Origin of the sequence: Methylobacterium sp. HMF5984 (assembly GCF_045033435.1) — a bacterium.
Taxonomy (GTDB): Bacteria; Pseudomonadota; Alphaproteobacteria; order Rhizobiales; family Beijerinckiaceae; genus Methylobacterium.
The window spans coordinates 4,417,612-4,439,672 of the sequence record NZ_JBJFLN010000001.1; the positions used below are offsets into that span (position 1 = coordinate 4,417,612).

The window sequence follows — 22,061 nt, forward strand, 5'->3', positions numbered from 1 at the left end:
CCCGGTCCCTCCCCCACCTGTGAGGGGGAGGGAAACGGGCGTCAGGCCGCCTTGAGCTTGTGGATCGTGCCCAGCACCTCGGCCCGCTGGATCTCGAGCCGGTGGATGAGCGGGCGCAGGTCGCCGTCGCCGTGGGCGGCGGCCTCGATCTCGCGGCACAGGCGCGACAGCCGGGTGAAGCCCAGCATGCCGGCGGCCGAGACCAGCGCGTGCGCGTCGTGAGCGACCTGGACCCGGTCGTCCTCGTCGGTGCGGAAGCGGTCGCGCAGCTCGCTGCCCATCAGGTCGAGCAGCGTCGCCACGCGCTCCGGCCCGAAGCCGTCCTTGAGGGCGTCGAACACCGCCGGGTCGAGCACCGCGTTCGCGCCGTCCGGCGCCGGGATCGGGGCGGCCGGGCGGGCCTCGCGCTGCGGCCCGGTCCAGCGCGCGATGGTGGCGTAGAGGTCGGCGCGCCGGAACGGCTTGCCGACATGGTCGTCCATCCCGGCCGCGCGCAGGTCCTCGATCTGCTTCGGCAGCACGTTGGCGGTCATCGCCACGATCGGGATCTCGCGGGCCGGCGACGCCAGCGCGCGGATGTGGCGCGTCGCGGTCAGGCCGTCCATCACCGGCATCTGCACGTCCATCAGCACGAGGTCGTAGCCCCTGCCCTGCTTCAGCGCCGCCTCGACCGCGACGATCGCCTCGGCGCCGTCCTCGACCACGTCCACCACGTAGCCCTGCGCCTCGAGCACCGCGCAGGCGAGCTCCTGGTTGAGCGGCACGTCCTCGGCGAGAAGCAGCCGGACGGCGCGTCCGGCGGGGTCCGTGGCCGGAGCCGCGGACGTTGCCGCCGCGACCCCGGTCTCCTCGCCCGGCGGCAGCGTGAGGGTGAACCAGAAGGTCGAGCCGACGCCCTCGCGGCTGCTGACGCCGATCTCGCCGCCCATCAACGAGAGCAGGTGGCGGCAGATCACCAGGCCGAGGCCGGTGCCGCCGAAGCGCCGGCTGATCGAGCCGTCGACCTGGCTGAAGCGCTTGAACAGCCGGTCCTGCTGCGCCGAATTGATCCCGATGCCGGTGTCGGTGACCTCGAAGCGCAGGTCGTGGCCGCGCGCCCCCGAGCGCTCGCGCCGGACCACGAGGGTCACCGAGCCGACGGGGGTGAACTTCACCGCGTTGTTCAGCAGGTTCAGCAGCACCTGGCGCAGCCGGCTCGCGTCGCCGAGGACGAAGGCGGGCAGATCCGGGTCGATCCGGGTCTCGATCCGCAGGTTGCTCTTCAGCGCGCCGCCGCGGACGATCGAGACGGTGTTGTCGATCACCGAGACCAGCGGGAACGAGACCGGGTCGAGGGTCAGCTGCCCGGCCTCGATCTTCGAGAAGTCGAGGATGTCGTTGACGACGGTGAGCAGCGCGGCGCCCGAGCCCTGGATCAGCTCGAGCCGGTGACGGTCCTCCGCCCGCAGGTGGGTCTCGTCGAGCAGCATGTCGGCGTAGCCGAGGATGCCGTTCAGGGGCGTGCGGATCTCGTGGCTCATCGCCGCGAGGAAGTCGCTCTTGGCCTCGCTCGCGCGCTCGGCCTCGGCACGCGCGGCCTGGGCCTCGGCGGTGATCGAGCGCAAGGCCACCTCCGCCGACTTGCGCTCGGTGATGTCGATGTGGAGGCCGACCATCCGGTACGGGCGGTCGTCGGCCCCGAACAGCGGCCGGCCGCGGGCGTAGACCCAGCGCTCGCCGACCCGGAACTCGGCGGCGTAGGTGGTGCGGGTGTCGATCGCGTGCCGGATCGCGTCCCAGACCTCGCCGACCTGCTCGGGATCGACCAGGGCCGTCCACGCGGCGGTGGTGATGCCGCGCGGCTCGCCGTCCTCGGGCAGCCCGTAGATGCGCAGGCTCTCGGGCGAGAGCAGGCTCACCCCGGTCTGCATGTCCCAATCCCAGGTCCCGGCCTCGGCCGCCTCCAGGGCGATCCGCAGCAGGCCGCGGGCGTCGTGCTCCGCCATCCGGGCGGTGACGATCTCGTCGATGTCGAGCGCCGTTCCGAGCCACTCGATGACGGTGCCGTCGGCCATCAGGTGGACCGGCGTCATCGTCAGCTTGTGCCAGCGATAGGTGCCGTCGGCGCGGCGCAGGCGCCATTCCCCGGAATAGGCGGTCTCGCCGGCCTGCGCCGCCCGCCACGCCGTCGCCATGGCGGGCGCGTCGTCGGGATGGTTGCAGGCGACCCGCGCGGCGCGGCCGGTGCCGATCGGCCCGTAATACGCGTGGAACTGGGGGTTCGCGTAGGTGATCTCGCCGTCGCCCGGCCGCATCGCCCAGACCAGCAGCGGCAGGGTGTCGGCCAGCCCGCGATAGCGGCTCTCGCTGCGGTGGACGTCGGCCTCGGCCCGCCGGCGCGCGGTGATGTCGATCATCACGCCGAACAGGCCGGTGACCGCGCCCGCGGCGTCGGTCTCGCAGGTGCCGCGCACCACCACGTCGCGCTCGGTGCCGTCCGGCCGCAGGATGCGGGCGTCGAAGGCGAAGTTCTCGGCCCGCGCGATCGCGTCGCCGACGACGGCGATCAGCCGCTCCCGGTCGTCGGCGTGATAGATCTCGGCGAAGGTCGAGAGGTGCGGCGGCGCGGTGGCGGGGTCGAGCCCGGCGATCTCGTAGAGCCCCAACGACCAGATCGGCTGACCCGCCGGCAGCGGGACGCGCCAGTTGCCGATGCTGGCGAGCTGCTCGGCCATGGTCAGCAGGTGGTTGGCGCTGGCCTGCGCCGCGGAGCGCTCGGCGATCTCGGCCGCCTGGCACTCCAGCTGCGCCTCGTGCGCGCTGCGCAGGGCCATCTCGCGCCCGAGCGCCGCGTTCGATTCCGAGAGGCGCAGATGCGCGACGACGATCTCGGCGAGGTCCTGCAGCGCGACGCCGTCCTCGGCCGAGAAGTCGCGCAGCCGCGAGTCGACGAGGCAGAGGGTGCCGACGCGGATCCCGGGGGCGAGGCTCAGGGGCGTGCCGGCATAGAACCGGGTTGCCCCCGCCGTGCCGTCGACGAGCGGGCTGCCGGAGAAGCGCGGGTCGAGCCGCGCGTCCGGGACGACGTGCACCGCGTCCGTCTGGATCGTGTAGGTGCAGAAGCTCTCCTGCCGCGGCAGCTCGCCCGGCACCAGCGCGCACGGCGTCTTCAGCCATTGCCGGTCGGCGTCGATGAACCCGACGAAGGCGGTCTCGACGCCGAACAGGCGGCAGGCCGTGCGGCACACCGCCTCGAAATGATCCTCCGGCGGCGTATCCAGGATCCCGAGCGCCAGCAGCGCCGCGACGCGCTTCGCCTCGCGCGCCGCCTCGTCCGCCGTCGTTTCGTCGTCCCTGGCCTGAAGCGCCTCTGTGCTGCTCACGTTCGCGCGTCCCCCGCCGGCATCTCCCCGAAGCGCCGGCCCATCGCATCATCCCGATTCCGGACCCGACCGGGCCGATCGCCCTCGCGCGGCGCCGAGGCGAGCGCGCGGTGCCCGTCCCGCGCGGCCCAGCGCCGACGCGCCGCCTCCAGCGCCCATACCATGCCGAGCATCATGTAGACGTGGCGCCACTTCTCGATATCGATCTGCAGCGCCTGAAGGAAGAACATCAGCAGCGCCGGCCAGACGATCTGCGCGTGCGCGCGGAACGGCGAGGGCCGGGCGAGCAGGCGGAAGCCGACGAACCCCGTCGCCGCGACGAGGGCGAGGAAGACCGCGCCGCCGAGCCAGCCGCCGTTGGCGAAGCTGCCGATGTAGGAATTGTGCGGCTCCAGCCCGAAGGTCAGGCGCCAGTGCATCGGCCCGAGGCCGAGCGGGCGCTCGAGCAGCATCTCCATGCCGCGGAGCTGGTTGCCAAACCGGCCGGTCTCGCCCTCGTCGTAGTCCTGGCTCACCGCGGCGCGGGTGGCGAACATCTTCTGGACGCTGTCGACCGAGAGCAGGGCCGCCATCGCGACGGCGCCGAGCGCCAGGGTCGCCAGGCTGAGGAGCACGATGCGCCGCCGCAGCCGCGCCGACCCGCAGGAGGCGTAGACCGAGCCGACCATCAGCAGCGTGGCGACGACGGTGCCGCCCCACGAGCCGCGCGAGAACGACAGGAAGATCCCGACCAGGATGATCAGCAGGCCCGCGAGCGCGAGCACCGGACGCCGGGCGGTCGCCGTGATCAGGCCGTGCATCAGGTAGAGCGCGCCGAGCGTCAGGAACGAGCCGAACACGTTCGGATCCTGGAAGGTGCCCGAGGCGCGGTCGTACTTGTAGAACAGGTCCTCGATCCCGAGCCATTGCAGGTAGCCGACGATGCCGAGCGTGGCCGAGAACACGCAACTCGCCGTGTAGGCCTTGAGCGCCAGTTCCATGCGGGCCTGGGTGTCGTCGGAGAAGAACATCACGAAGAAGACGCCCGTCACCGAGAGGTAGATCAGCTGGATCGTCCAGGTGACCGGGAAGTCCTCGTCGAGAAACGGGATCAGGCCGACGACGATCGCACTGAGATAGAGCAGCAGCAGCACCACCAGCGGCACCGCCCCACGGTGCAGCCGGATGCCGAGGCAGGCCCAGAGCAGGATCGTCGGGATCGCGATCACGTCGTAGGGCGAGGTCTCGGAGAAGGCGAAGCAGGCGAAGAACACGAACGCCGCGAGGAGCGCGCCGGCGAAGCCGTGGACGACCCGGATCAGCGGGACCCGGCCGACCTGCGGCAGGACGAAGCCCGGAACGGCGGTGCTGGCCATGGCTCACGCGGGCTCCGCGAGCCTGGAACGCGGGCCCGCACGACGACGGGTCCTTCATGGGACGGAAAGGTTGATATTCGGCTGACGGGCGCCTGCGGCGCGCTCGACCGGTCGGGAGCGAACGCCTATCGTGCCTCGATCATCGCGACGTCGAGGACCAAGCCCGATGGCCGACACCGCAACACCGCTTCCCCCGGATCTGGAAGAACTGATCGGCCGTATCCGTCGGCAACGCGAGGAAAGCGAGAAGTTCGTGGCCGAGCAGAAGAAGCTCATGGCCGAATCGATGAAGCTCGAGCTCGAAGCGAAGAAGTTCGAGCACGAAGCCAGGAAGCTCGAGCACGAGGCGCAGAAACTCGAGCGCGACAGGATGCTCGAACCCTGGCAGATCGCGCTCTCCGGCATGGCGGCCGGCGCGGCCTTCTTCGGCGCCGGTGCCGCCTTCGTCAAGCTGATCGGATCATGACGCCCGCGTCGACCATGATCCGCTTCGCATAAGCCTCAGGCCGCGCAGTCCAGGAACCCGCCCTTGATCGCCTCGGCGTCGAGCTTGCGGCCGATGAACACGACGCGCGACGAGCGGTCCTCGCCGGCCCTCCATTCGGCCTGCAGGTCGCCGTCGAGGATCATGTGCACGCCCTGGAAGACGAAGCGGCGCGGCTCGTCGGGGAACGCGACGATGCCCTTGCAGCGCAGGATGTCCGGGCCCTGGATCGTGGTGAGGTTCGAGATCCACGGCATGAACTTCTCCGGGTCGACCGGGCCGTCGATGCGGGCCGAGAACGACTGCATGTCGCCGTCGTGGTGATGGTGGTGCCCCTCCTCGAGGAAGTCGGGCTCGAGATCGAGGATGCGGCCGAGGTCGAAGGCGTTGCGGCCGAGCACCGCGTCGATCGGCACGTCGCAGTTCGTGGTGCGGTGGAGCTTGGCGTAGGGGTTGATCGCGCGGATCTCGCCCTCGACGCGGGCGAGGTCGGCCTCCGAGACCAGGTCGGCCTTGTTGAGCAGGATCACGTCGGCGAAGGCGACCTGGTTGCGGGCCTCGGGCGCGTCCTTCAGGCGCTCGGACAGCCACTTGGCATCGGCGACCGTCACCACGGCGTCGAGGCGGGCGGCGTCGCCGACGTCCTGGTCGACGAAGAAGGTCTGGGCGACGGGGGCCGGGTCGGCGAGCCCGGTGGTCTCGACGATGATCGCGTCGAACTTGCCCCGGCGCTTCACCAGCCCGTCCATGATGCGGATCAGGTCGCCGCGCACGGTGCAGCAGACGCAGCCGTTGTTCATCTCGAACACCTCCTCGTCGGCGCCGACGACGAGGTCGTTGTCGATGCCGATCTCGCCGAACTCGTTGACGATCACGGCGTAGCGCTTGCCGTGGTTCTCGGTGAGGATGCGGTTGAGCAGCGTGGTCTTGCCGGCGCCGAGGTAGCCGGTCAGCACGGTGACCGGGATCTTCTCGGAGGTGACCGACTCGGCGTTGGCGGGGCTCTGCGATCCGGACATGGGCGACTCTTCCGACGGGTGATGCGGTGGGCGCCCGCGCTCGCGCCGGGCCGCCGATGACATGTCATATCGTATCATCGGACCGCGGATGGAAGCACCCGAGCGGACGCCGCCCCGCCTCCCGCGGCCGGCATGCGGCTCCGTCGCGAGACCGTCGTGAAGACCTGCCACGACCCATGGCCATGACCAAGCGGTGCCGTTTCCGGTCGCGGCCTCGCCGCGAACCGCGCGGGCGACCGCACGCACGAGCCCGATGTCCCGCGAGCCCGATATCCCGAACGTGATCGCCTCGACCCGCCTCGATCGCCTCCCGGCCGCGCTTCCGCACCGCCGGGCCATTGTGCCGCCCGGATGCGCGGGATATCGGCGCCTCGGGGAGCCGCCCGTCCCGGGCCTGCCTTAGAAAAGCACCATCGATCGGTTCGATGCATCGGGACGGGTTCCCGCGTTCGACCGCTCCGCACCGGCCCACAGCCATCAAGCACCTCCCTCGACCCGAAGACGACAGCGCGATGGACGCCCGCACGCCACTCGATCCCGACACCGACGCGCCGGCGGCCCGGGCGCACGGCCCGCGCCGCCAGGGGCTGCTGCCGATCGCGGTCGTGCTGTCGCTGGTGGTCGCCGCCGTCGCCGTGGTCGCGGTGTTCCCGCAGCCGGTGCGCGGGTTCCTCGAGACGGTGACGACCTACGCGCGCGGGATGCTCGGCGGCACGAAGGGCGAGGACACCGGCGAGGCCGACGCCCCGCCCTCCTCGGCCGAGCGAATCTTCCGGCCGACGCCGGAGCAGCGCACCACCTTCGAGATCCATCCGGTGGCGACGATGACCTTCCGCCCGGAAGGCTCGGCCGAAGGGCGCATCGCGCTGAACGACGACGACAACGTGCCGGTGGCCTCGCCCTATTCCGGCCGCGTCACGAAGGTGCTCAAGCGCGCGGGCGACGACGTGAAGGCCGGCGACGTGCTCCTCGTCATCGAGGCCACGGACATGGTCCAGGCCCAGAACGACTACCAGAGCGCGCTCAACACCATCCAGAAGCAGCAGGCGCTGCTCAAGCTCGACCAGACCATCGCCGCCCGCCAGCAGGAGCTGTTCGCGGCCAAGGCGGTGGCGCTCAAGGACTACCAGTCGGCCCAGAACGACGTGATCGCCGCCCAGAGCGACCTGAAGACCGCGCAGGCCTCCCTCGACGCGGTGCGCAACCGCCTCAAGCTCCTCGGCAAGACCGACGCGGAGATCGCCGCCTACGAGAAGAACGGCACGATGAGCGCCGAGACGCAGATCCAGGCGCCGATCGCCGGCACCATCGTGCAGCGCAAGGTCGGCATCGGCCAGTACCTCACCACCTCGAGCGACCCGGCCTTCGTGATCGGCGACCTGTCCACGGTGTGGCTGATCGCCAACGTGCGCGAGAGCGAGATCCCGAAGATCCGCATCGGGCAGGAGGTCGAGGCGCGGGTCGCGGGCTTCGGCACGCGGGTGTTCAAGGCGCGGGTGAACTACATGTCGTCGAGCCTCGATCCGGCGACGCGACGCCTCGCCGTGCGCAGCGAGGTCGACAACCCGGACCGGTCGCTGCGCCCGGAGATGTTCGCCACCTTCACCATCATCACGGGCAAGCCCCAGCCCTCGCCGGCCGTGCCGCTCGCCGCGGTCGTCTACGAGGGCGCGAGCGCCCACGTCTGGGTCGCCCGGCCCGACGGCGCGATCGCGGCGCGCGGCGTCAGCCTCGGCCTGGTCAACGGCGACAACGTCCAGGTCGTCGAGGGGCTCGCCGCCGGCGAGGAGGTCGTCACCCGCGGCGCGCTGTTCATCGACCGCGCCGCATCGGGCGACAAGGCGTCCTGACCGGACCGGAACCGCCGGAAGGGCACCCGACGCGATGAACAGCCTGATCGTCTTCTCGCTGCGCCAGCGCGTGCTGGTCTGCCTCGGCTTCCTGGTGATGCTGGCGCTCGGCTACGCCAGCTACACCCAGCTCAACATCGAGGCCTATCCCGATCCGGTCCCGCCGCTCGTCGACGTGATCACCCAGAATCCCGGCCAGTCGGCCGATGAGATCGAGCGCTACATCACCATTCCGCTGGAGGTGGCGCTCGCCGGCATCCCCAACGCGCAGGTGGTGCGCACGATCTCGCTGTTCGGCCTGTCCGACGTGAAGGTGCAGTTCAACTACGAGTTCACCTACGAGGAGGCGCTGCAGCGGGTGCTCAACCGCCTGTCACAGGCCCCGCCCCTGCCGAACGGCGCCACGCCGCAGATCTCGCCGACGAGCCCGGTGGGCGAGATCATGCGGTACAAGCTCGTCGGGCCGAAGGGCTTCTCCTCCGCGGAGATGAAGACCCTGCAGGACTGGGTGCTGCAGCGCCGCTTCAAGGCGATCCCCGGCGTCGTCGACGTGACCGCCTTCGGCGGCAAGGCCAAGGAGTACGAGATCGCGGTCGACCTCAACCGCCTCCAGGCCCAGGGCATGACCCTGGTGCAGCTCGTCTCGGCCCTGAACAACTCCTCGATCAACGTCGGCGGCCAGACGCTGAACGTCGGCGAGCAGTCGGCCGTGGTCCGCGGCGTCGGCCTGATCCGCGACATGGACGACATCCGCGACACCATGCTGACCCAGGTCAACGGCACGCCCGTGCTGGTGCGGGACGTCGCCGACGTGCGCGTCTCCAACGCGCCGCGGCTCGGCATCGTCGGGCACGACGGCTCGAGCGACATCGTCGAGGGCATCGTCCTGATGAGCCGCGGCGGCCAGAGCCTGCCGACGCTCCGGCGGGTCGAGGCCGAGATCGAGAAGATCAACGCCTCGACGATCCTGCCGCCGGACGTGAAGATCGAGCGGATCTACGACCGCTCCGGGTTGATCCACACCACCACGCACACGGTGATGCACAACCTCGTCTTCGGCGTGGTGCTGGTCTTCGTGGTGCAGTGGCTCTTCCTCGGGTCGCTGCGCAGCGCGATCATCGTGGCGGCGACGATCCCCTTCGCGCTCGGCTTCGCAATCCTGATCCTCGTGGTGCGCGGCGATTCGGCGAACCTCCTCTCGCTCGGCGCGATCGATTTCGGGCTGATCGTCGACGCCACCGTGATCATGGTCGAGAACGTGTTCCGGCACCTGGCCGAGCCGCACCACACGGAAGGGCAGCCCGCACCGGGGGGCCTCACCGGGCGGCTCGGCACCATCGCCATCGCCGGCTCGGAGGTGAACCGGGCGATCTTCTTCTCGGCGACGATCATCATCGTCGGCTTCCTGCCGCTGTTCACGATGTCGGGCGTCGAGGGCCACATCTTCGGGCCGATGGCCAAGACCTACGCCTACGCGCTGGTCGGCGGCCTGCTCGCGACCTTCACGGTCTCGCCCGCGCTCTCGGCCGTCATCCTGCCGAGGCACGTGGAGGAGCGCGACACCCTGATCGTGAAGGTGCTGCGCTTCGGCCACGAGATCATCCTCGGCTTCGGCCTGCGCAACCGCATCCTGTCGATCGCCGTGACGGTGGCGATCCTGCTGGTCTCGGGGCTGGCCGCGCGGAACCTCGGCCTCGAGTTCCTGCCCAAGCTCGAGGAGGGCAACCTCTACGTGCGCGGCACGATGCCGGCCTCGATCTCGCTGGAGGCCGGCAACGCCTACGTCGAGCGGCTGCGCAAGATCTTCACCGAGGTGCCGGAGGTCGTCACCGTGATCTCGCACCAGGGACGGCCGAGCGACGGCACCGACGCCACCGGCTTCTTCAACGTCGAGATCCTGGCCCCGCTCAAGCCCATCGACGAATGGCGCAAGGGGCTCGACAAGGAGCAGCTCATCGCCGGCCTGTCGAAGCGCCTCGACGCCGAGTTCCCCGGCATCGAGTTCAACTTCTCCCAGTACATCGAGGACAACGTCCAGGAGGCGGCCTCGGGCGTGAAGGGCGAGAACTCGGTCAAGGTCTACGGCACCGACCTCGCCGCGATCACCAAGGCGGCCAACGACGTGAAGGCGGTGCTCGCCACCGTTCCCGGCGTCACCGACCTCTCCGTCTTCGCCTCGCTCGGCCAGCCGACGGTGCGCATCGACGTCGACCGCCACAAGGCCGCCCGCTACGGCCTCTCGATCGGCGACGTGAACACCACGATCGCCGCCGCGATCGGCGGCCAGACCGCGGGCGACCTCTACGAGTACGGCTCCGACCGGCATTTTCCGATGCGGGTGCGGCTCGCCCGCGAGTACCGCTCCTCGCTGGCCACCATCCGCAACATCACCATCGGCGCCGCCAACCCAAACGGCGGCGTGGTGCAGGTGCCGCTCTCCGAGATCGCCGACGTCGACCTCGTCTCGGGCGCCTCGTTCATCTACCGCGAGGACCAGGAGCGCTACATCCCGGTCAAGTTCTCGGTGCGCGGGCGCGACCTCGGCGGCACCGTGCTGGAGGCGCAGCGGCGCGTCGCCGACGAGGTGACGCTGCCGGCCGGCTACCACCTCGAATGGGTCGGCCAGTTCACCAACCTGCAGGACGCCGTCACCCGCCTCAGCCTCGTGGTGCCAATCACCCTGGTGCTGATCGCGCTGCTGCTGTTCATCAACTTCAACTCGGTCGCCGACATGCTGCTCGGCCTGTCGGTGATCCCGATGGCGATGATCGGCGGCATCTTCGCGCTGGCGCTCACCGGCACCCCGTTCTCGATCTCGGCGGCGATCGGCTTCATCGCCCTGTTCGGCATCTCGACGATGGAGGGCGTGATCCTGCTCGCCTACTACAACCAGCTGATGGAGGAGGGCTGGCCGCGCAAGGAGGCCGTCTGGCACGCCTCGATCGTGCGGATGCGGCCGGTGATGATGACCTGCGTCGCCGCCTGCGTCGGCCTGCTGCCCGCGGCGGTCTCCACCGGCATCGGCTCGCAGGTGCAGAAGCCCCTGGCGCTCGTCGTCGTCGGCGGCATCCTGCTCGCGCCGAATCTGATCCTGGTGGTGGTGCCGGTGCTGATCTCGCTGTTCTCGCGCCGCCGGCCGAACCCGCTCGCGACGCCCGCTCTCCATCGGGCGGCGGCGTGATGGTTTTGATCAGGACGTTGCCGCGCCCCTTCCCTCCCCCCTCTGCGGGGGCGGGTGGGCCTCGCGTCAGCGAGGGTCGGGAGAGGAGAGCGCCATGTCCGGAGAGGTCGCTCCCCTCTCCCGACCCGCTTCGCGGGCCACCCTCCCCCGCAGAGGGGGGAGGGAAAAGCGCGCTCGTCCTCGCAGCCGTGGCGCCGGCACCACAACGCTCGGCCTCCCCGCCGGCGACGCCGCCCGCCGCATTGACTTGCGCCGTCCCCGCGGCGCTCTACCGGGCGGAGGATGGCGCCGTCGCGCGCGCGTCCCGCGTCGGAAGCGTCATGATTGAGACGGCCCTCAACCGCCGGTCCGCACGGGCCGTGGCCCTCGCCGCGAGCCTGGCCCTGTCGGGCTGCGCGGTCGGCCCGAACTACGTCGCGCCCGAGGACCCGCCGGTCGCGCGCTACACCCGCGAGCCGCTGGCGAACCCGAGCGCGGCCGACAAGGTCGCCACCCGGCAGGGCGGCTCGGCCGACCAGAGCTTCGTCTCGGGCGCCGACATCCCCGGCCAGTGGTGGACGCTGTTCCGCTCGAAGGCGCTGAACCGCCTCGTCGAGGAGGCGCTGGCCAACAACCCGAACCTGGAGGCGGCGCAGGCCTCCCTGCGCATCGCGCAGCAGAACGTGCTGGCCCAGAAGGGCACGCTCTACCCGTCCCTCTCGGCCAACCCGCAGGCGCTCGGCGCCAAGGCGCCGGGGCTCGACCTGCAATCGCCGCTGCAGAACCAGAACAACTACCTCTACAGCCTCTACACCCCGCAGGTGACGGTGGCCTTCAATCCCGACGTGTTCGGGCTCAACCGCCGCACCATCGAGGGCCTGGAAGCCACCGCCGAGAACCAGCGCTTCCAGCTCGAGGCGGCCTATCTCAGCCTCACCGCCAACGTCGTCGCCGCCGCGATCCAGGAAGCGGCACTGCGGGCCCAGATCGACGCGACCAAGCGCGTGATCCAGGCGCAGACCGAGGTGCTGACCCTCTACAACAAGCAGCTCTCGCTGGGGCAGATCGCCGGCGCCGACGTGATCCAGCAGCAGGCGGCCCTGTCGCTGTCGCAGCAGCTGCTGCCGCCGCTGGAGAAGCAGCTGGCGCAGCAGCGCAACCTCCTGACCGCCCTCGCCGGCCGGCTCCCGAGCGAGGAGGTGGCCGAGACCTTCACCCTCGCGGCCCTGCGCCTGCCGACGAAGGTGCCCGTCAGCCTGCCCTCGCGCCTGGTGCAGCAGCGGCCGGACGTGAAGGCCGCCGAGGCCCTGGTGCAGCAGGCCAGCGCCGGCATCGGCGTCGCGGTGGCGAACCGCCTGCCGCAATTCGCGATCACCGGCGCCGGCGGCTCGAGCGCGGTGCGGCTCGCGCAGATCGCCAACCCGGGCGCCGGGTTCTTCACCATCCTCGGCCAAGCCACCGCGCCGATCTTCGACGCCGGCACGCTCTACCGCCGCCAGCGCGCCTCCGAGGAGACGCTCACCCAGGCCCAGGCCCAGTACCGCGCGGTGGTGATCGCCGCGTTCCAGAACGTGGCCGACGCGCTGCGCGCGCTGCAGGCGGACGCCGGCGCGGTCGCCGCCGCCTCGGCCGCCGAGAAGGCCACCGGCCAGAGCCTCGAGCTGATCCGCAAGCAGTTCTCGGCCGGCGCCGTGAACTCGACCCAGGTGCTGATCGCCCAGCAGGGCTACCTCTCGGCGCTCGTCACCTCGGCCGGCGCGCGCGCGACGCAGTACGCCGACACCGCGGCCCTGTTCCAGGCGCTCGGCGGCGGCTGGTGGAACCGCGCCGACGTCGCCCCGCCCCCGCCCGAGACCGACCCGCTGAAGTTTCTCTAGGCGGCCTCGGCGCAGCCGCCGATCCGGAGCTTGGCGGACGCGCGAGGTGGCAGGGGCGATATCGGCATGGTGCCGTCATCGCCGGAGCCGCCTGCGATCGACATCACACCCACGCCGTCATTCCGGGACTGCGAAGCAGAGCCCGGAATGACGGAGCGGGCACGGTCATCCCCCGCACGAACAGACGGACGCGCGCGGCGATCCGCCCTCAAGCCCCCGCCACCGCCAGGACGATCTCCCGGCGGTGCGGCCGGTCGCGGTGCTCGATCAGGTACACGCCCTGCCAGGTGCCGAGGGCGAGGCGGCCGTCCAGAACGGGAATCGTCAGCGCGGAATCGGTGACCATCGTGCGGATGTGGGCGGGCATGTCGTCCGGCCCTTCCGCGCCGTGGACGTAGGCGACGTGGCGCGGGGCGAGACCGTCCAGCGCCGTCATCAGGTCGGCCTGCACGTCGGGATCGGCGTTCTCCTGGATGGTCAGCGAAGCCGAGGTGTGCCGGCAGAACACCGTGGCGACGCCGTCGCGGACGCCGCTGCCGCGCACGAAGGCGGCGACCGCGTCCGTGAACTCGGTGAAGCCCGGACCCGGCGTCGCGATCGTCAGCCGCGCGCCGGCCTGCCGCCGGATCTCGCCCGAAAACAGGGTCTCGACGGGTCCCACCGTGCCGCGCTTCATTCCGTCGTCTCCAGGGTCGTGCCCGGCATCGTCTCGCGCTCGCCCCGCGCCAGGATGCGTTCCAGAAGGTCGATCCGGTCGGCCTCGGCCGCCGGCTTGTCCCAGCGGATGCGGCTGACGCGGGGGAATCGCATCGCGACGCCCGACTTGTGCCGGGTCGAGCGTTGCACGCCCTCGAAGGCGATCTCCAGCACCAATCCGCCCTCCATCCCGTAGCCGACCTCGCGCACCGGGCCGAAGCGCTTGACCGTGTGGTTGCGGACGTAGCGGTCGAGCTTGGCCAGCTCGGCGTCGGTGAAGCCGTGATAGGCCTTGCCCACCGGCACCAGCTCGGGGCCGCCCGCGCCGTCCCGCCACACCCCGAACGTGTAGTCGGAGTAGAACGACGAGCGCTTCCCGTGCCCGCGCTGGGCGTACATCATCACCGCGTCGACCAGATGCGGCTCGCGCTTCCACTTCCACCACGGGCCCTTGGGGCGGCCGGGCAGGTACGGGCTGTCGCGGCGCTTGAGCATCACGCCCTCGATCGCGTCGGCGTCGTCGCCCGCCCCGACCGCGGCCGGGTCGGCCCGCGCCGCCGCGAGATCGTCCCAGGTCGCGAACGGCACCAGCGGCGACACGTCGATCCGGGCGTGGTCGAGCGTCGCCACGAACGCCTCCAGCCGGGTGCGCCGCTCCAGGAAGCCGAGGGCCCGCAGGTCCTCTCCGTCGGCGGTCAGCAGGTCGTAGGCGCGCACATGGGCCGGGAACTCCTCCGTCAGCTTGCCCGTCACCGCCTTGCGGTTGAGGCGCTGCTGCAGGACGTTGAAGCTCTGCACGCGGCCCTCGCGCAGGATCAGCAGCTCGCCGTCCAGCGTGCCGGTGAAGGTGACGGCCTCGGCGAGGTCGGGAAAGGCGCCGGAGATGTCCTCGCCGGTGCGCGAGTAGATCCGCGCCACCTGCCCGCCCGCCGCGTCGCGCCCGCCGACGAGCTGAACGCGGATGCCGTCCCACTTCCACTCGCCGGAGAAGTCGGCCGGGGCGAGCTTGTCGAAGTCGGTCTCCTCCTCGATCGGGTGCGACAGCATCGGTGGCCGGAACGGGGCCGGGTTCAGGGTCTCGGGCCGCGGGCCGCGCCCCTCCGCCCAGGCGAACAGGGTCTCGAACGGCGCCCTGAGCCCGTGCCAGACCTCCTCGACCGCGTCCGCCTCGTGGCCGCCGAGCGCGCCGACCGCGGTCTTGGCGAGCCGGGCCGAGACGCCGACGCGCAGGTTGCCGGTCACGAGCTTCAGGAGCGCCCAGCGCCCGGTCTCGTCCAGCGCGTCGAGCCAGGTCGCCAGGTGGCCGGGCAGGTCGGCCTTGCGGATGGTGGACAGGGTCTCGACCACCTCGGCGAGCGTCGGCACGTGCGGGGGCGGGTTGTTGTGGCCGGGGCCGGGCGCGCCGACCGGCCCCCCCTCCCGCTCGGGAGAGGGGGCCGGCGCTGCGTCCGCGACGGGTCCCGGCCAGATCAGCGCGGTCGTCTCGGCGAGGTCGCCGACGTAGTTGTGCGAGAGCCGGAACAGCACCGGGTCGATCCGGGCCTCGACGAGGCCGCGGATCAGCGCGGGCTTGGCCTCGCGAAAGCTCAGGGTGCCGGTCATCGCCGCGAGCGCGTAGCCGCGCTCCGGGTCGGGCGTGCGGGCGAAGTAATCCTGCAGCAGCCGCAGCTTTGCGTTGCGGCGCGGCTCGTAGGCCAGGCGGTCGAGGAGCTCGGCGAACTCGTTCACGCGGCGGCCTCTTCGGCTGCGTCCCCGGCAGCCGGCTCGGCCTCGCCGTCGTCGCCGTAGCCCAGCATGTGCAGCGGCTTGGCCTTGATCCCTTGGCTTCCGCACCAGTGCACCAGCGCGTCCTCCTGCCCGTGCGTCACCCAGACCTCGCCGGCCCCCGTCTCGCGGATGGTGCGGCAGAGATCCGGCCAGTCGGCGTGGTCGGAGATCACCAACGGCAGCTCGACGCCCTTCTGGCGGGCGCGGGCCCGCACCCGCATCCAGCCCGAGGCGAAGCTCGTGACGGGATCGGGGAATTTTCGCGACCACACGTCCTGGATCGACGAGGGCGGGCACAGCACGATGGCCCCCTTCAGGCTCGCCCGGTCGGCCGCCGCCACCTTGGGGGTCTCGCCGAGCGCGAAGCCCTCGCGCTTGTACAGCTCGGTCAGCTTCTCCATCGCCCCGTGCAGGTGGATCGGCCGGTCGTAGCCGGCCTCGCGCAGCAGCATCATCACCCGCTGCGCCTTGCCGAGCGCGTAGGCGCCGACGATGTGGGCGCGCTCCGGGAACAGCGCCATGGAATCGAGGAGCTTACGCACCTCCGCCGCGGTGTCGGGCATGCGGAACACCGGCAGGCCGAAGGTCGCCTCGGTGATGAACACGTCGCACGGCACCACCTCGAACGGCAGGCAGGTCGGGTCGCGCGCGCGCTTGTAGTCGCCCGACACCACGACGCGCACGCCCCCGGCCTCGATCGCGATCTGCGCCGAGCCGAGCACGTGGCCGGCGGGGGCGAACCGCACCGTCACGTCGCCGATGCGGATCGGCGCGCCGAGCGCCGCCCCCTGACGCGCACGGCAGAAGTCCTCGCCGTAGCGCACCGCCATGATGCGCAGGGTCTCGCCGGTGGCCAGCACGCTGCCGTGGCCAGCCCGGGCATGGTCGGCATGGCCGTGGCTGATCAGCGCCCGCTCGACCGGCCAGGTCGGGTCGACGTGGAAGCGCCCGAGCGGGCAGTACAGCCCCTCGCGGGTGAGGGTGAGAAGGTCGCCGGCGCGAAGCGTCATCGGTCCCGTGGTGACGGTGGATGGGATCGGGGGTGATATAGGGCGTCGTCCCGACGAGACCCGGATCGATCCCCACCATGTCCCAGACCGGCTCCGGCGACCTGCTGGCCGACCGCCGCTTCGCCTATGCCGAGGCGTGCCTGGCCGAGGGCGATTGCGTCGGCGCCGCCGAGATGGCGGAGCAGGCGCTCGAGCGCGCCCCGCGCTTCGCCGCCGCCTGGGTCCTGCTCGGGCGGGCGCGCGAGGCGCGCTACGCCGCCGGGGCCGCGGCCGGCACCGCCGAGCCGGGCCTGTTCCAGGCGGCGTTGCGCGCCTACGAGACCGCTCGCGACCTCGACCCCGAGGACACGCTCGGCATGCTCGTCCACCTCGCGCGCCTCGGTGGCGACGCGGCGCTGCCGGTCCTGTCGCCGGCCTATCTGCGCGCGCTGTTCGACGGCTATGCCGGACGCTTCGAGCGCCACCTCGTGGAGGGCCTGGGCTATTGCGGCCCGGCACTGCTCTGCGCGGCACTCGATGCGGACGGCCCCCGGCGATACCGCGACGCGATCGATCTCGGCTGCGGCACCGGCCTGATGGGCGCCGCGCTCGGCCCCCGCGTCGAACGGCTCACCGGCGTCGACCTCGCGCCGGCGATGCTGGCGCTCGCCCGGCGGAAGGGCATCTATGCCCGTCTCGTCGAGGCGGGGATCGACGGGTTCCTGTCCGAGGCGCCGGCGGCCTCCGCCGACCTCTGCGTCGCGGCAGACGTCTTCATCTACGTCGGCGCGCTCGAGGGCGTTCTCGCCGGGATCGCGCGGGTGCTGCGGCCGGGCGGGCGCGTCGCCTTCACGGTGCAGTCGCACGACGGCGCCGGCGTCGTGCTCGGGCCGGACGGGCGCTACGCCCACGCCGACGCCTGCATCGCGAAGGCCGCGGCCCAGGCCGGCCTCGCCGACCTCGCGCTCCGCCCGGCGGCGGTCCGGCGCGAGCGCGGCCACGACGTTCCCGGCCGAACGGTGATCGCAGTCAAACCCGAGACGTGACGCAGTTTAATCCCTGCGCCGCACAGCAACGTGAGGAAAAACACGCCGCCGTGATGAGCAGGTTGAACCTTGGCCGTGCTCGACCCTTTATAGCCGGCGATTCCGCCAAGACCCGTTCAACGATCTGCGCCTTCCTGCGGGGGCGCGGGCGCGACCCACGACGCTTGCGAGGTATTCCATGGTGAACGAGAAGACCGCTCCCGGCGATCCGCCGGACAAGGCCTTCCCGGCGAGCGCGGCGACCCGCATCCCGCTCGCGATCGTGCTCGCGTTCCTGGCCGGCGCGACGGACTCGATCGGCTTCCTCGAGTTCTCGCAGCTGTTCATGTCGTTCATGTCCGGCAACACCACCCGCTTCGGCGTCGCCGTCGCCAACGCCGACTGGGAGAACACCGCCCGCGTCGTCACGGTGATCCTGGTGTTCTGCTTCGGCGCCTTCCTCGGCACGCTGATCGCCGCCTGGGTCGGCCGCTGGCGGCTCTCGGTGCTGCTGACGATCGAGGCCGCGCTGCTGGCGCTCGGCCTGCTGATGCCCTGGGGCACCTTCGCCTTCCCGCTGCACGCCTACCCGATCGTGCTGGCGCTCGGCCTGCAGAACGCGATCCTTCAGGACGAGGGCGGCCGCAGCATCGCGCTCACCTACGTCACAGGCGCGGTGGTCCGCTTCGGCACCGGCATGGCCAACCTGATCCTCGGGACGGTCGCGTCCTCGTTCTGGATCCAGGCGCCGCTCTGGGCCGGGCTCTCCTCCGGCGCGGTCGTCGGCGGCCTGCTGCAGATCCGCTACGGCGAGACCGCCTTCCTGTTCCCGGCAGCGCTCGCCGCCCTGCTCGCCGTGGTCGCGGTGATCCTGACGATCGCCAAGCCCGGCAGCACGCTGGTCGCCGGCTCCTCGCCGGCCCCCGACGCCAGCCCCGACGCGAAGGCGATCGACGCGATCCACTGATCGCCCACTCTTCCCCTCCCCCTCTGCGGGGGGGAGGAAAGAAACGCTCAATCCACCGGCGCCCCGCGCAGGCGCTTGGTCGCGCCGCGCTGGGTCTTGGCCTCGAGCCGGCGCTTCTTCGAGGCGAGGGTCGGGCGCGTGGCCCGGCGCGGCACCGGGGGCACTGCGGCTTCGGCGACGAGCTTGGCCAGCCGCTCGCGGGCATCGGCGCGGTTGCGCTCCTGCGTGCGGAACTGCTGGGCGCTGATCACCAGGACGCCGTCGGCGGTGAGCCGGCGCCCGGCGAGCCGCATCAGCCGCACCGCGACCGCGTCCGGGAGCGCAGCGGAGCGGCGCACGTCGAAGCGCAGCTGCACCGCGGTCGAGAGCTTGTTGACGTTCTGGCCGCCGGGACCCGACGCCCGCACGAAGGTCTCGTGCAGCTCCGCCTCGTCGATGGCGATCTGGGGCGTGCAGACCAGGGCCACGGCCCCCTCCCCTCCGGCTCAGCCGGCTTCCGCCGGGGTGCGCGCCTTCACGGCCAGCGCATGGAGGCCGCGCGCGAACGCTTCGGCCATCAGCGCGTTGACGACGCGGTGACGGTCGACGCGGCTCTTCCCCTCGAAGGCGGCCGAGACCACATCGATGCGAAAGTGCGTCTCGCCCCCCGGCCGCGCGCCGGAATGGCCGGCATGCAGGTGGGATTCGTCCACCACCGAGAGGCGCGCGGGCGCGAGTTCCGCCGCCAGCTTACCCTCGATCCAGTCCCGCAGCGTCGCTGTCTCGGTCATCCGCCCGTCCCTCGTCTCACCCGAACAGCCGCGTCACCAAGCGGCCGGGCCGTCAAGCCCGTTCGCCCGCATGCGTCATCAGGCCCGGCGCCCTTGTGTCTCGGGTCCGCCCCCTCATAATCGCCCCGTCATGGATCTCAACTCGCCCCTGTTCGACAGCATCCGCATCCGGCGCACCTGCGACGAGCCGAAGACCGCGGCCGGCAAGACCGCCGGCGGGAAGACCGCGAGCGGCAAGCCCGCCGGCACCTGCGAGGCGGAGGGCTGCACCCATGCGGGCCTGTTCCGTGCGCCCAAGGGCCGCCGCGCCGAAGGGCAGTACTGGAACTTCTGCATCGACCACGTGAAGGCCTACAACGCCACGTACAACTACTTCGACGGCATGAACGACGACGCCGTCCAGGCCTTCCAGAAGGACGCGATCATCGGCCACCGCCCGACCTGGGCGATGGGCGTCAACCGCCCGGCGAGCGCCAAGGCGGCCGACGCGCCGCCGCGCGACTGGGCCTATGTCGACCCGCTCGGCGTGCTGCGCGCCGAGGGCGTCGGCGGCGCCCGCGGGCGGCAGGCCCCGGCCGAGCCCGCGCGCCCGAAGCTCTCGGCGACCGTGCGCCGGGCGCTCGACGTGCTCGGCCTCGAGGAAGGCGCCGACACCGCCGCGATCAAGGCGCAGTACAAGTCCCTGGTGAAGCGCTTCCACCCCGACGCCAACGGCGGCGACCGCTCGTTCGAGGAGCGCCTGCGCGACATCATCCGGGCGCACGACGTGCTGCGCGCGGCCGGGCTCTGCTGAGGCGGTTCGGCACGATCGATGCAAAGTCGACCGTCGCGCCGTCGTCGGCGGCTTTCGCGCGCGGACGACCGGCAATTTTCGATTGCAGGCCTATATGGGGGTCTTGCACCCGATCCGGCCCGTCTGTGGCGCCCCGGCGCGACGACGTTTAAGGAAGGGCCTGCATCCCGGCAGCGACTGGCCGGCGAGGCGAGGCCCGAGACAAGTTCCGCGCGGCTTTCGATCCGATGCCCTTCGGAAGACCGCCCCTACGAGGTTCCGTATGCTCTCTGACGACAAGCCCGCCATGCTCCCCGACCGCACCGTCTCCGTCCGCGCCACCTTCGGCATCGACATCGACCTCGAGGTTCCCGCGTTCGCCGAGACCAGCGAGCACGTGCCGGATCTCGATGCGGACTACATCTTCGACCGCGAGACGACGCTGGCGATCCTGGCGGGCTTCGCGCGCAACCGCCGCGTCATGGTCACCGGCTATCACGGCACCGGCAAGTCGACCCATATCGAGCAGGTCGCCGCCCGGCTGAACTGGCCCTGCGTGCGGATCAACCTCGACAGCCACGTCTCGCGCATCGACCTCGTCGGCAAGGACGCGATCGTGCTGCAGGACGGCAAGCAGATCACCGCCTTCCAGGACGGGATCCTGCCCTGGGCGCTGCAGAACAACGTCGCGCTGGTCTTCGACGAGTACGATGCCGGACGGCCCGACGTGATGTTCGTGATCCAGCGCGTGCTGGAGCTCTCCGGCCGCCTGACGCTGCTCGACCAGAAGCGGGTCATCCGCCCGCACCCGGCCTTCCGGCTGTTCGCCACCGCCAACACGGTGGGCCTCGGCGACACCTCGGGCCTCTATCACGGCACCCAGCAGATCAACCAGGGCCAGATGGACCGCTGGTCGATCGTCACCACCCTGAACTACCTGCCGCACGACCGCGAGGTCGACATCGTGCTGTCGAAGGCGCTGCACTACAAGGGCGACCCCGGCCGCGACATCGTCAGCCGCATGGTCCGCGTCGCCGACCTGACCCGCAACGCCTTCATGAACGGCGACCTCTCGACGGTGATGAGCCCGCGCACGGTGATCACCTGGGCCGAAAACGCCGACATCTTCCGCGACATCGGCTTCGCCTTCCGGGTCACCTTCCTCAACAAGTGCGACGAGCTGGAGCGGACGCTGGTGGCCGAGTTCTACCAGCGCGCCTTCGGCAAGGAGCTGCCCGAGAGCGCGATGAACGTCGCGCTGAGCTGATCGACGATGGAGGAGTCCATGGCGCAGGCTGCCTCGACGGCGGACGCGGCCTATGCCGCCATGCAGGGGGATGGTGGATGGTCGTCGTCCCATCCCTTCCCTCATCCTGAGGCGCCGCAGCGAAGCGGAGGCCTCGAAGGAGCCCTCCAGCGATCGCGGCGGGTCCTGGAGGGCTCCTTCGAGGCGGCTGACGCCGCACCTCAGGATGAGGTCGTGGGTGGGATCGAACCATCCGCGATTACGCCGGCCGCAGCGAGCGGCCGAACGCGCTACGAGGACGATCGTTACACGTGGGTCGGTGAGCAGATCGCCCTCCTGCGAGCCGGCAAGGTGGCAGACCTCGATCTCGACAACATCGCCGAGGAACTCGAAGACGTCGCAATGCGGTTGGACGATCAGCTGGTCGCGTGCCTGCGGGTCCTCCTGATGCAGATGCTGATCTGGGACCAGCGTTCGGAGCGCCGTAACCTGAACCACGTGAACACGATCGTCCAGCAGCGACTGCGGATGGAATATCTATTCCGCGACAGTCCGAGATTGCGATCACGGTTGGTGGAAGCTTCAACCGAGGCCTACCGCGATGCTGCGATGTGGGGTGCCGACGAAGCACACATGCCGGAAAGCGATCTTACCGACACGCAGCCCTACAGCGCGGACGACATCCTGAACCGCCCCTTCGAACTCGACGCCGACCGGTAGCA

General features: G+C 71.1%; 17 protein-coding genes. 9 read left to right on the forward strand and 8 right to left on the reverse strand.

Annotation, left to right across the window (positions count from 1 at the left end):
• Positions 1-41: 41 nt before the first annotated feature.
• Positions 42-3,362: a PAS domain-containing protein gene (locus ACFZ8E_RS21420; RefSeq protein ID WP_405043736.1), complete on the reverse strand. Its 3,321-nt coding sequence runs from the start codon at positions 3,360-3,362 to the stop codon at positions 42-44.
• Entirely contained in the window at positions 3,359-4,717 is a 1,359-nt protein-coding gene (locus ACFZ8E_RS21425) for an O-antigen ligase family protein (RefSeq protein WP_405043737.1), read from the reverse strand. Before ACFZ8E_RS21425 ends, ACFZ8E_RS21420 begins: the two co-directional genes overlap by 4 nt.
• 166 nt (positions 4,718-4,883) lie before the next feature.
• Here ACFZ8E_RS21425 and ACFZ8E_RS21430 point away from each other — a divergent pair, with 166 nt between their 5' ends.
• Positions 4,884-5,183, forward strand: a complete 300-nt coding sequence (locus ACFZ8E_RS21430) for a hypothetical protein (protein ID WP_405043738.1) — start codon at positions 4,884-4,886, stop codon at positions 5,181-5,183.
• Between the two features lie 35 nt (positions 5,184-5,218).
• Here ACFZ8E_RS21430 and ACFZ8E_RS21435 read toward each other — a convergent pair whose 3' ends face one another.
• Positions 5,219-6,220, reverse strand: coding sequence for a CobW family GTP-binding protein (locus ACFZ8E_RS21435; protein WP_405043739.1), 1,002 nt, complete (start codon positions 6,218-6,220; stop codon positions 5,219-5,221).
• Positions 6,221-6,732: 512 nt separating this feature from the next.
• Between ACFZ8E_RS21435 and ACFZ8E_RS21440 the strand changes: the two genes are divergently transcribed.
• The 3 genes from ACFZ8E_RS21440 (at position 6,733) to ACFZ8E_RS21450 (ending at position 13,107) form a co-directional block, all read left to right on the forward strand.
• On the forward strand, positions 6,733-8,070 hold the full coding sequence (locus ACFZ8E_RS21440) for an efflux RND transporter periplasmic adaptor subunit (RefSeq protein WP_405043740.1): 1,338 nt from the start codon (positions 6,733-6,735) through the stop codon (positions 8,068-8,070).
• A 34-nt stretch (positions 8,071-8,104) separates the two neighbouring features.
• Positions 8,105-11,251 carry an efflux RND transporter permease subunit gene (locus ACFZ8E_RS21445; protein ID WP_405043741.1) on the forward strand — a complete coding sequence of 1,049 codons (3,147 nt, stop codon included), beginning with the start codon at positions 8,105-8,107 and terminating at the stop codon, positions 11,249-11,251.
• 320 nt (positions 11,252-11,571) lie between these two features.
• Positions 11,572-13,107, forward strand: coding sequence for an efflux transporter outer membrane subunit (locus ACFZ8E_RS21450; RefSeq protein WP_147726416.1), 1,536 nt, complete (start codon positions 11,572-11,574; stop codon positions 13,105-13,107).
• Between the two features lie 208 nt (positions 13,108-13,315).
• On the opposite strand, the gene ACFZ8E_RS21455 is transcribed toward ACFZ8E_RS21450, so the two are convergent.
• The 3 genes from ACFZ8E_RS21455 to ACFZ8E_RS21465 are packed head-to-tail and all read right to left on the reverse strand — an operon-like array spanning position 13,316 to position 16,580.
• Positions 13,316-13,783 carry a secondary thiamine-phosphate synthase enzyme YjbQ gene (locus tag ACFZ8E_RS21455; protein WP_147726417.1) on the reverse strand — a complete coding sequence of 156 codons (468 nt, stop codon included), beginning with the start codon at positions 13,781-13,783 and terminating at the stop codon, positions 13,316-13,318.
• Entirely contained in the window at positions 13,780-15,531 is a 1,752-nt protein-coding gene (locus ACFZ8E_RS21460) for a cisplatin damage response ATP-dependent DNA ligase (protein ID WP_243951485.1), read from the reverse strand. Before ACFZ8E_RS21460 ends, ACFZ8E_RS21455 begins: the two co-directional genes overlap by 4 nt.
• On the reverse strand, positions 15,528-16,580 hold the full coding sequence (locus ACFZ8E_RS21465; RefSeq protein ID WP_405043742.1) for a ligase-associated DNA damage response exonuclease: 1,053 nt from the start codon (positions 16,578-16,580) through the stop codon (positions 15,528-15,530). Before ACFZ8E_RS21465 ends, ACFZ8E_RS21460 begins: the two co-directional genes overlap by 4 nt.
• A 77-nt stretch (positions 16,581-16,657) precedes the next feature.
• On the opposite strand from ACFZ8E_RS21465, the gene ACFZ8E_RS21470 reads away from it, so the two are divergent.
• Positions 16,658-17,605 (forward strand): class I SAM-dependent methyltransferase, encoded by a 948-nt coding sequence (locus ACFZ8E_RS21470; protein ID WP_147859999.1) that lies wholly within the window; start codon positions 16,658-16,660, stop codon positions 17,603-17,605.
• A gap of 178 nt (positions 17,606-17,783) precedes the next feature.
• Positions 17,784-18,551, forward strand: coding sequence for a YoaK family protein (locus ACFZ8E_RS21475; RefSeq protein ID WP_147729555.1), 768 nt, complete (start codon positions 17,784-17,786; stop codon positions 18,549-18,551).
• A 47-nt stretch (positions 18,552-18,598) separates the two neighbouring features.
• On the opposite strand, the gene arfB is transcribed toward ACFZ8E_RS21475, so the two are convergent.
• Together arfB and ACFZ8E_RS21485 are read right to left on the reverse strand one after the other, a co-directional pair.
• Complete coding sequence (gene arfB / locus ACFZ8E_RS21480; RefSeq protein WP_147729556.1) at positions 18,599-19,018, reverse strand: alternative ribosome rescue aminoacyl-tRNA hydrolase ArfB; 420 nt, start codon at positions 19,016-19,018, stop codon at positions 18,599-18,601.
• Between the two features lie 18 nt (positions 19,019-19,036).
• Positions 19,037-19,321, reverse strand: coding sequence for a BolA family transcriptional regulator (locus ACFZ8E_RS21485; protein WP_147729557.1), 285 nt, complete (start codon positions 19,319-19,321; stop codon positions 19,037-19,039).
• A gap of 130 nt (positions 19,322-19,451) precedes the next feature.
• Between ACFZ8E_RS21485 and ACFZ8E_RS21490 the strand changes: the two genes are divergently transcribed.
• From ACFZ8E_RS21490 to ACFZ8E_RS21500, 3 genes are all read left to right on the forward strand, one after another.
• On the forward strand, positions 19,452-20,114 hold the full coding sequence (locus ACFZ8E_RS21490; RefSeq protein WP_147860001.1) for a J domain-containing protein: 663 nt from the start codon (positions 19,452-19,454) through the stop codon (positions 20,112-20,114).
• 262 nt (positions 20,115-20,376) lie between these two features.
• On the forward strand, positions 20,377-21,360 hold the full coding sequence (cobS, locus tag ACFZ8E_RS21495) for a cobaltochelatase subunit CobS (RefSeq protein ID WP_147728552.1): 984 nt from the start codon (positions 20,377-20,379) through the stop codon (positions 21,358-21,360).
• 18 nt (positions 21,361-21,378) lie between these two features.
• Positions 21,379-22,059 carry a DUF29 domain-containing protein gene (locus ACFZ8E_RS21500; protein ID WP_405043743.1) on the forward strand — a complete coding sequence of 227 codons (681 nt, stop codon included), beginning with the start codon at positions 21,379-21,381 and terminating at the stop codon, positions 22,057-22,059.
• Positions 22,060-22,061: the final 2 nt, after the last annotated feature.

Coding starts and splice junctions, on each gene's coding strand:
- ACFZ8E_RS21425 (WP_405043737.1), bottom strand. CDS start 4,717: ATGGCCAGCACCGCCGTTCCGGGCTTCGTCCTGCCGCAGGTCGGCCGG.
- ACFZ8E_RS21430 (WP_405043738.1), top strand. CDS start 4,884: ATGGCCGACACCGCAACACCGCTTCCCCCGGATCTGGAAGAACTGATC.
- ACFZ8E_RS21435 (WP_405043739.1), bottom strand. CDS start 6,220: ATGTCCGGATCGCAGAGCCCCGCCAACGCCGAGTCGGTCACCTCCGAG.
- ACFZ8E_RS21440 (WP_405043740.1), top strand. CDS start 6,733: ATGGACGCCCGCACGCCACTCGATCCCGACACCGACGCGCCGGCGGCC.
- ACFZ8E_RS21445 (WP_405043741.1), top strand. CDS start 8,105: ATGAACAGCCTGATCGTCTTCTCGCTGCGCCAGCGCGTGCTGGTCTGC.
- ACFZ8E_RS21450 (WP_147726416.1), top strand. CDS start 11,572: ATGATTGAGACGGCCCTCAACCGCCGGTCCGCACGGGCCGTGGCCCTC.
- ACFZ8E_RS21455 (WP_147726417.1), bottom strand. CDS start 13,783: ATGAAGCGCGGCACGGTGGGACCCGTCGAGACCCTGTTTTCGGGCGAG.
- ACFZ8E_RS21465 (WP_405043742.1), bottom strand. CDS start 16,580: ATGACGCTTCGCGCCGGCGACCTTCTCACCCTCACCCGCGAGGGGCTG.
- ACFZ8E_RS21470 (WP_147859999.1), top strand. CDS start 16,658: ATGTCCCAGACCGGCTCCGGCGACCTGCTGGCCGACCGCCGCTTCGCC.
- ACFZ8E_RS21475 (WP_147729555.1), top strand. CDS start 17,784: ATGGTGAACGAGAAGACCGCTCCCGGCGATCCGCCGGACAAGGCCTTC.
- ACFZ8E_RS21485 (WP_147729557.1), bottom strand. CDS start 19,321: ATGACCGAGACAGCGACGCTGCGGGACTGGATCGAGGGTAAGCTGGCG.
- ACFZ8E_RS21490 (WP_147860001.1), top strand. CDS start 19,452: ATGGATCTCAACTCGCCCCTGTTCGACAGCATCCGCATCCGGCGCACC.
- cobS (WP_147728552.1), top strand. CDS start 20,377: ATGCTCTCTGACGACAAGCCCGCCATGCTCCCCGACCGCACCGTCTCC.
- ACFZ8E_RS21500 (WP_405043743.1), top strand. CDS start 21,379: ATGGCGCAGGCTGCCTCGACGGCGGACGCGGCCTATGCCGCCATGCAG.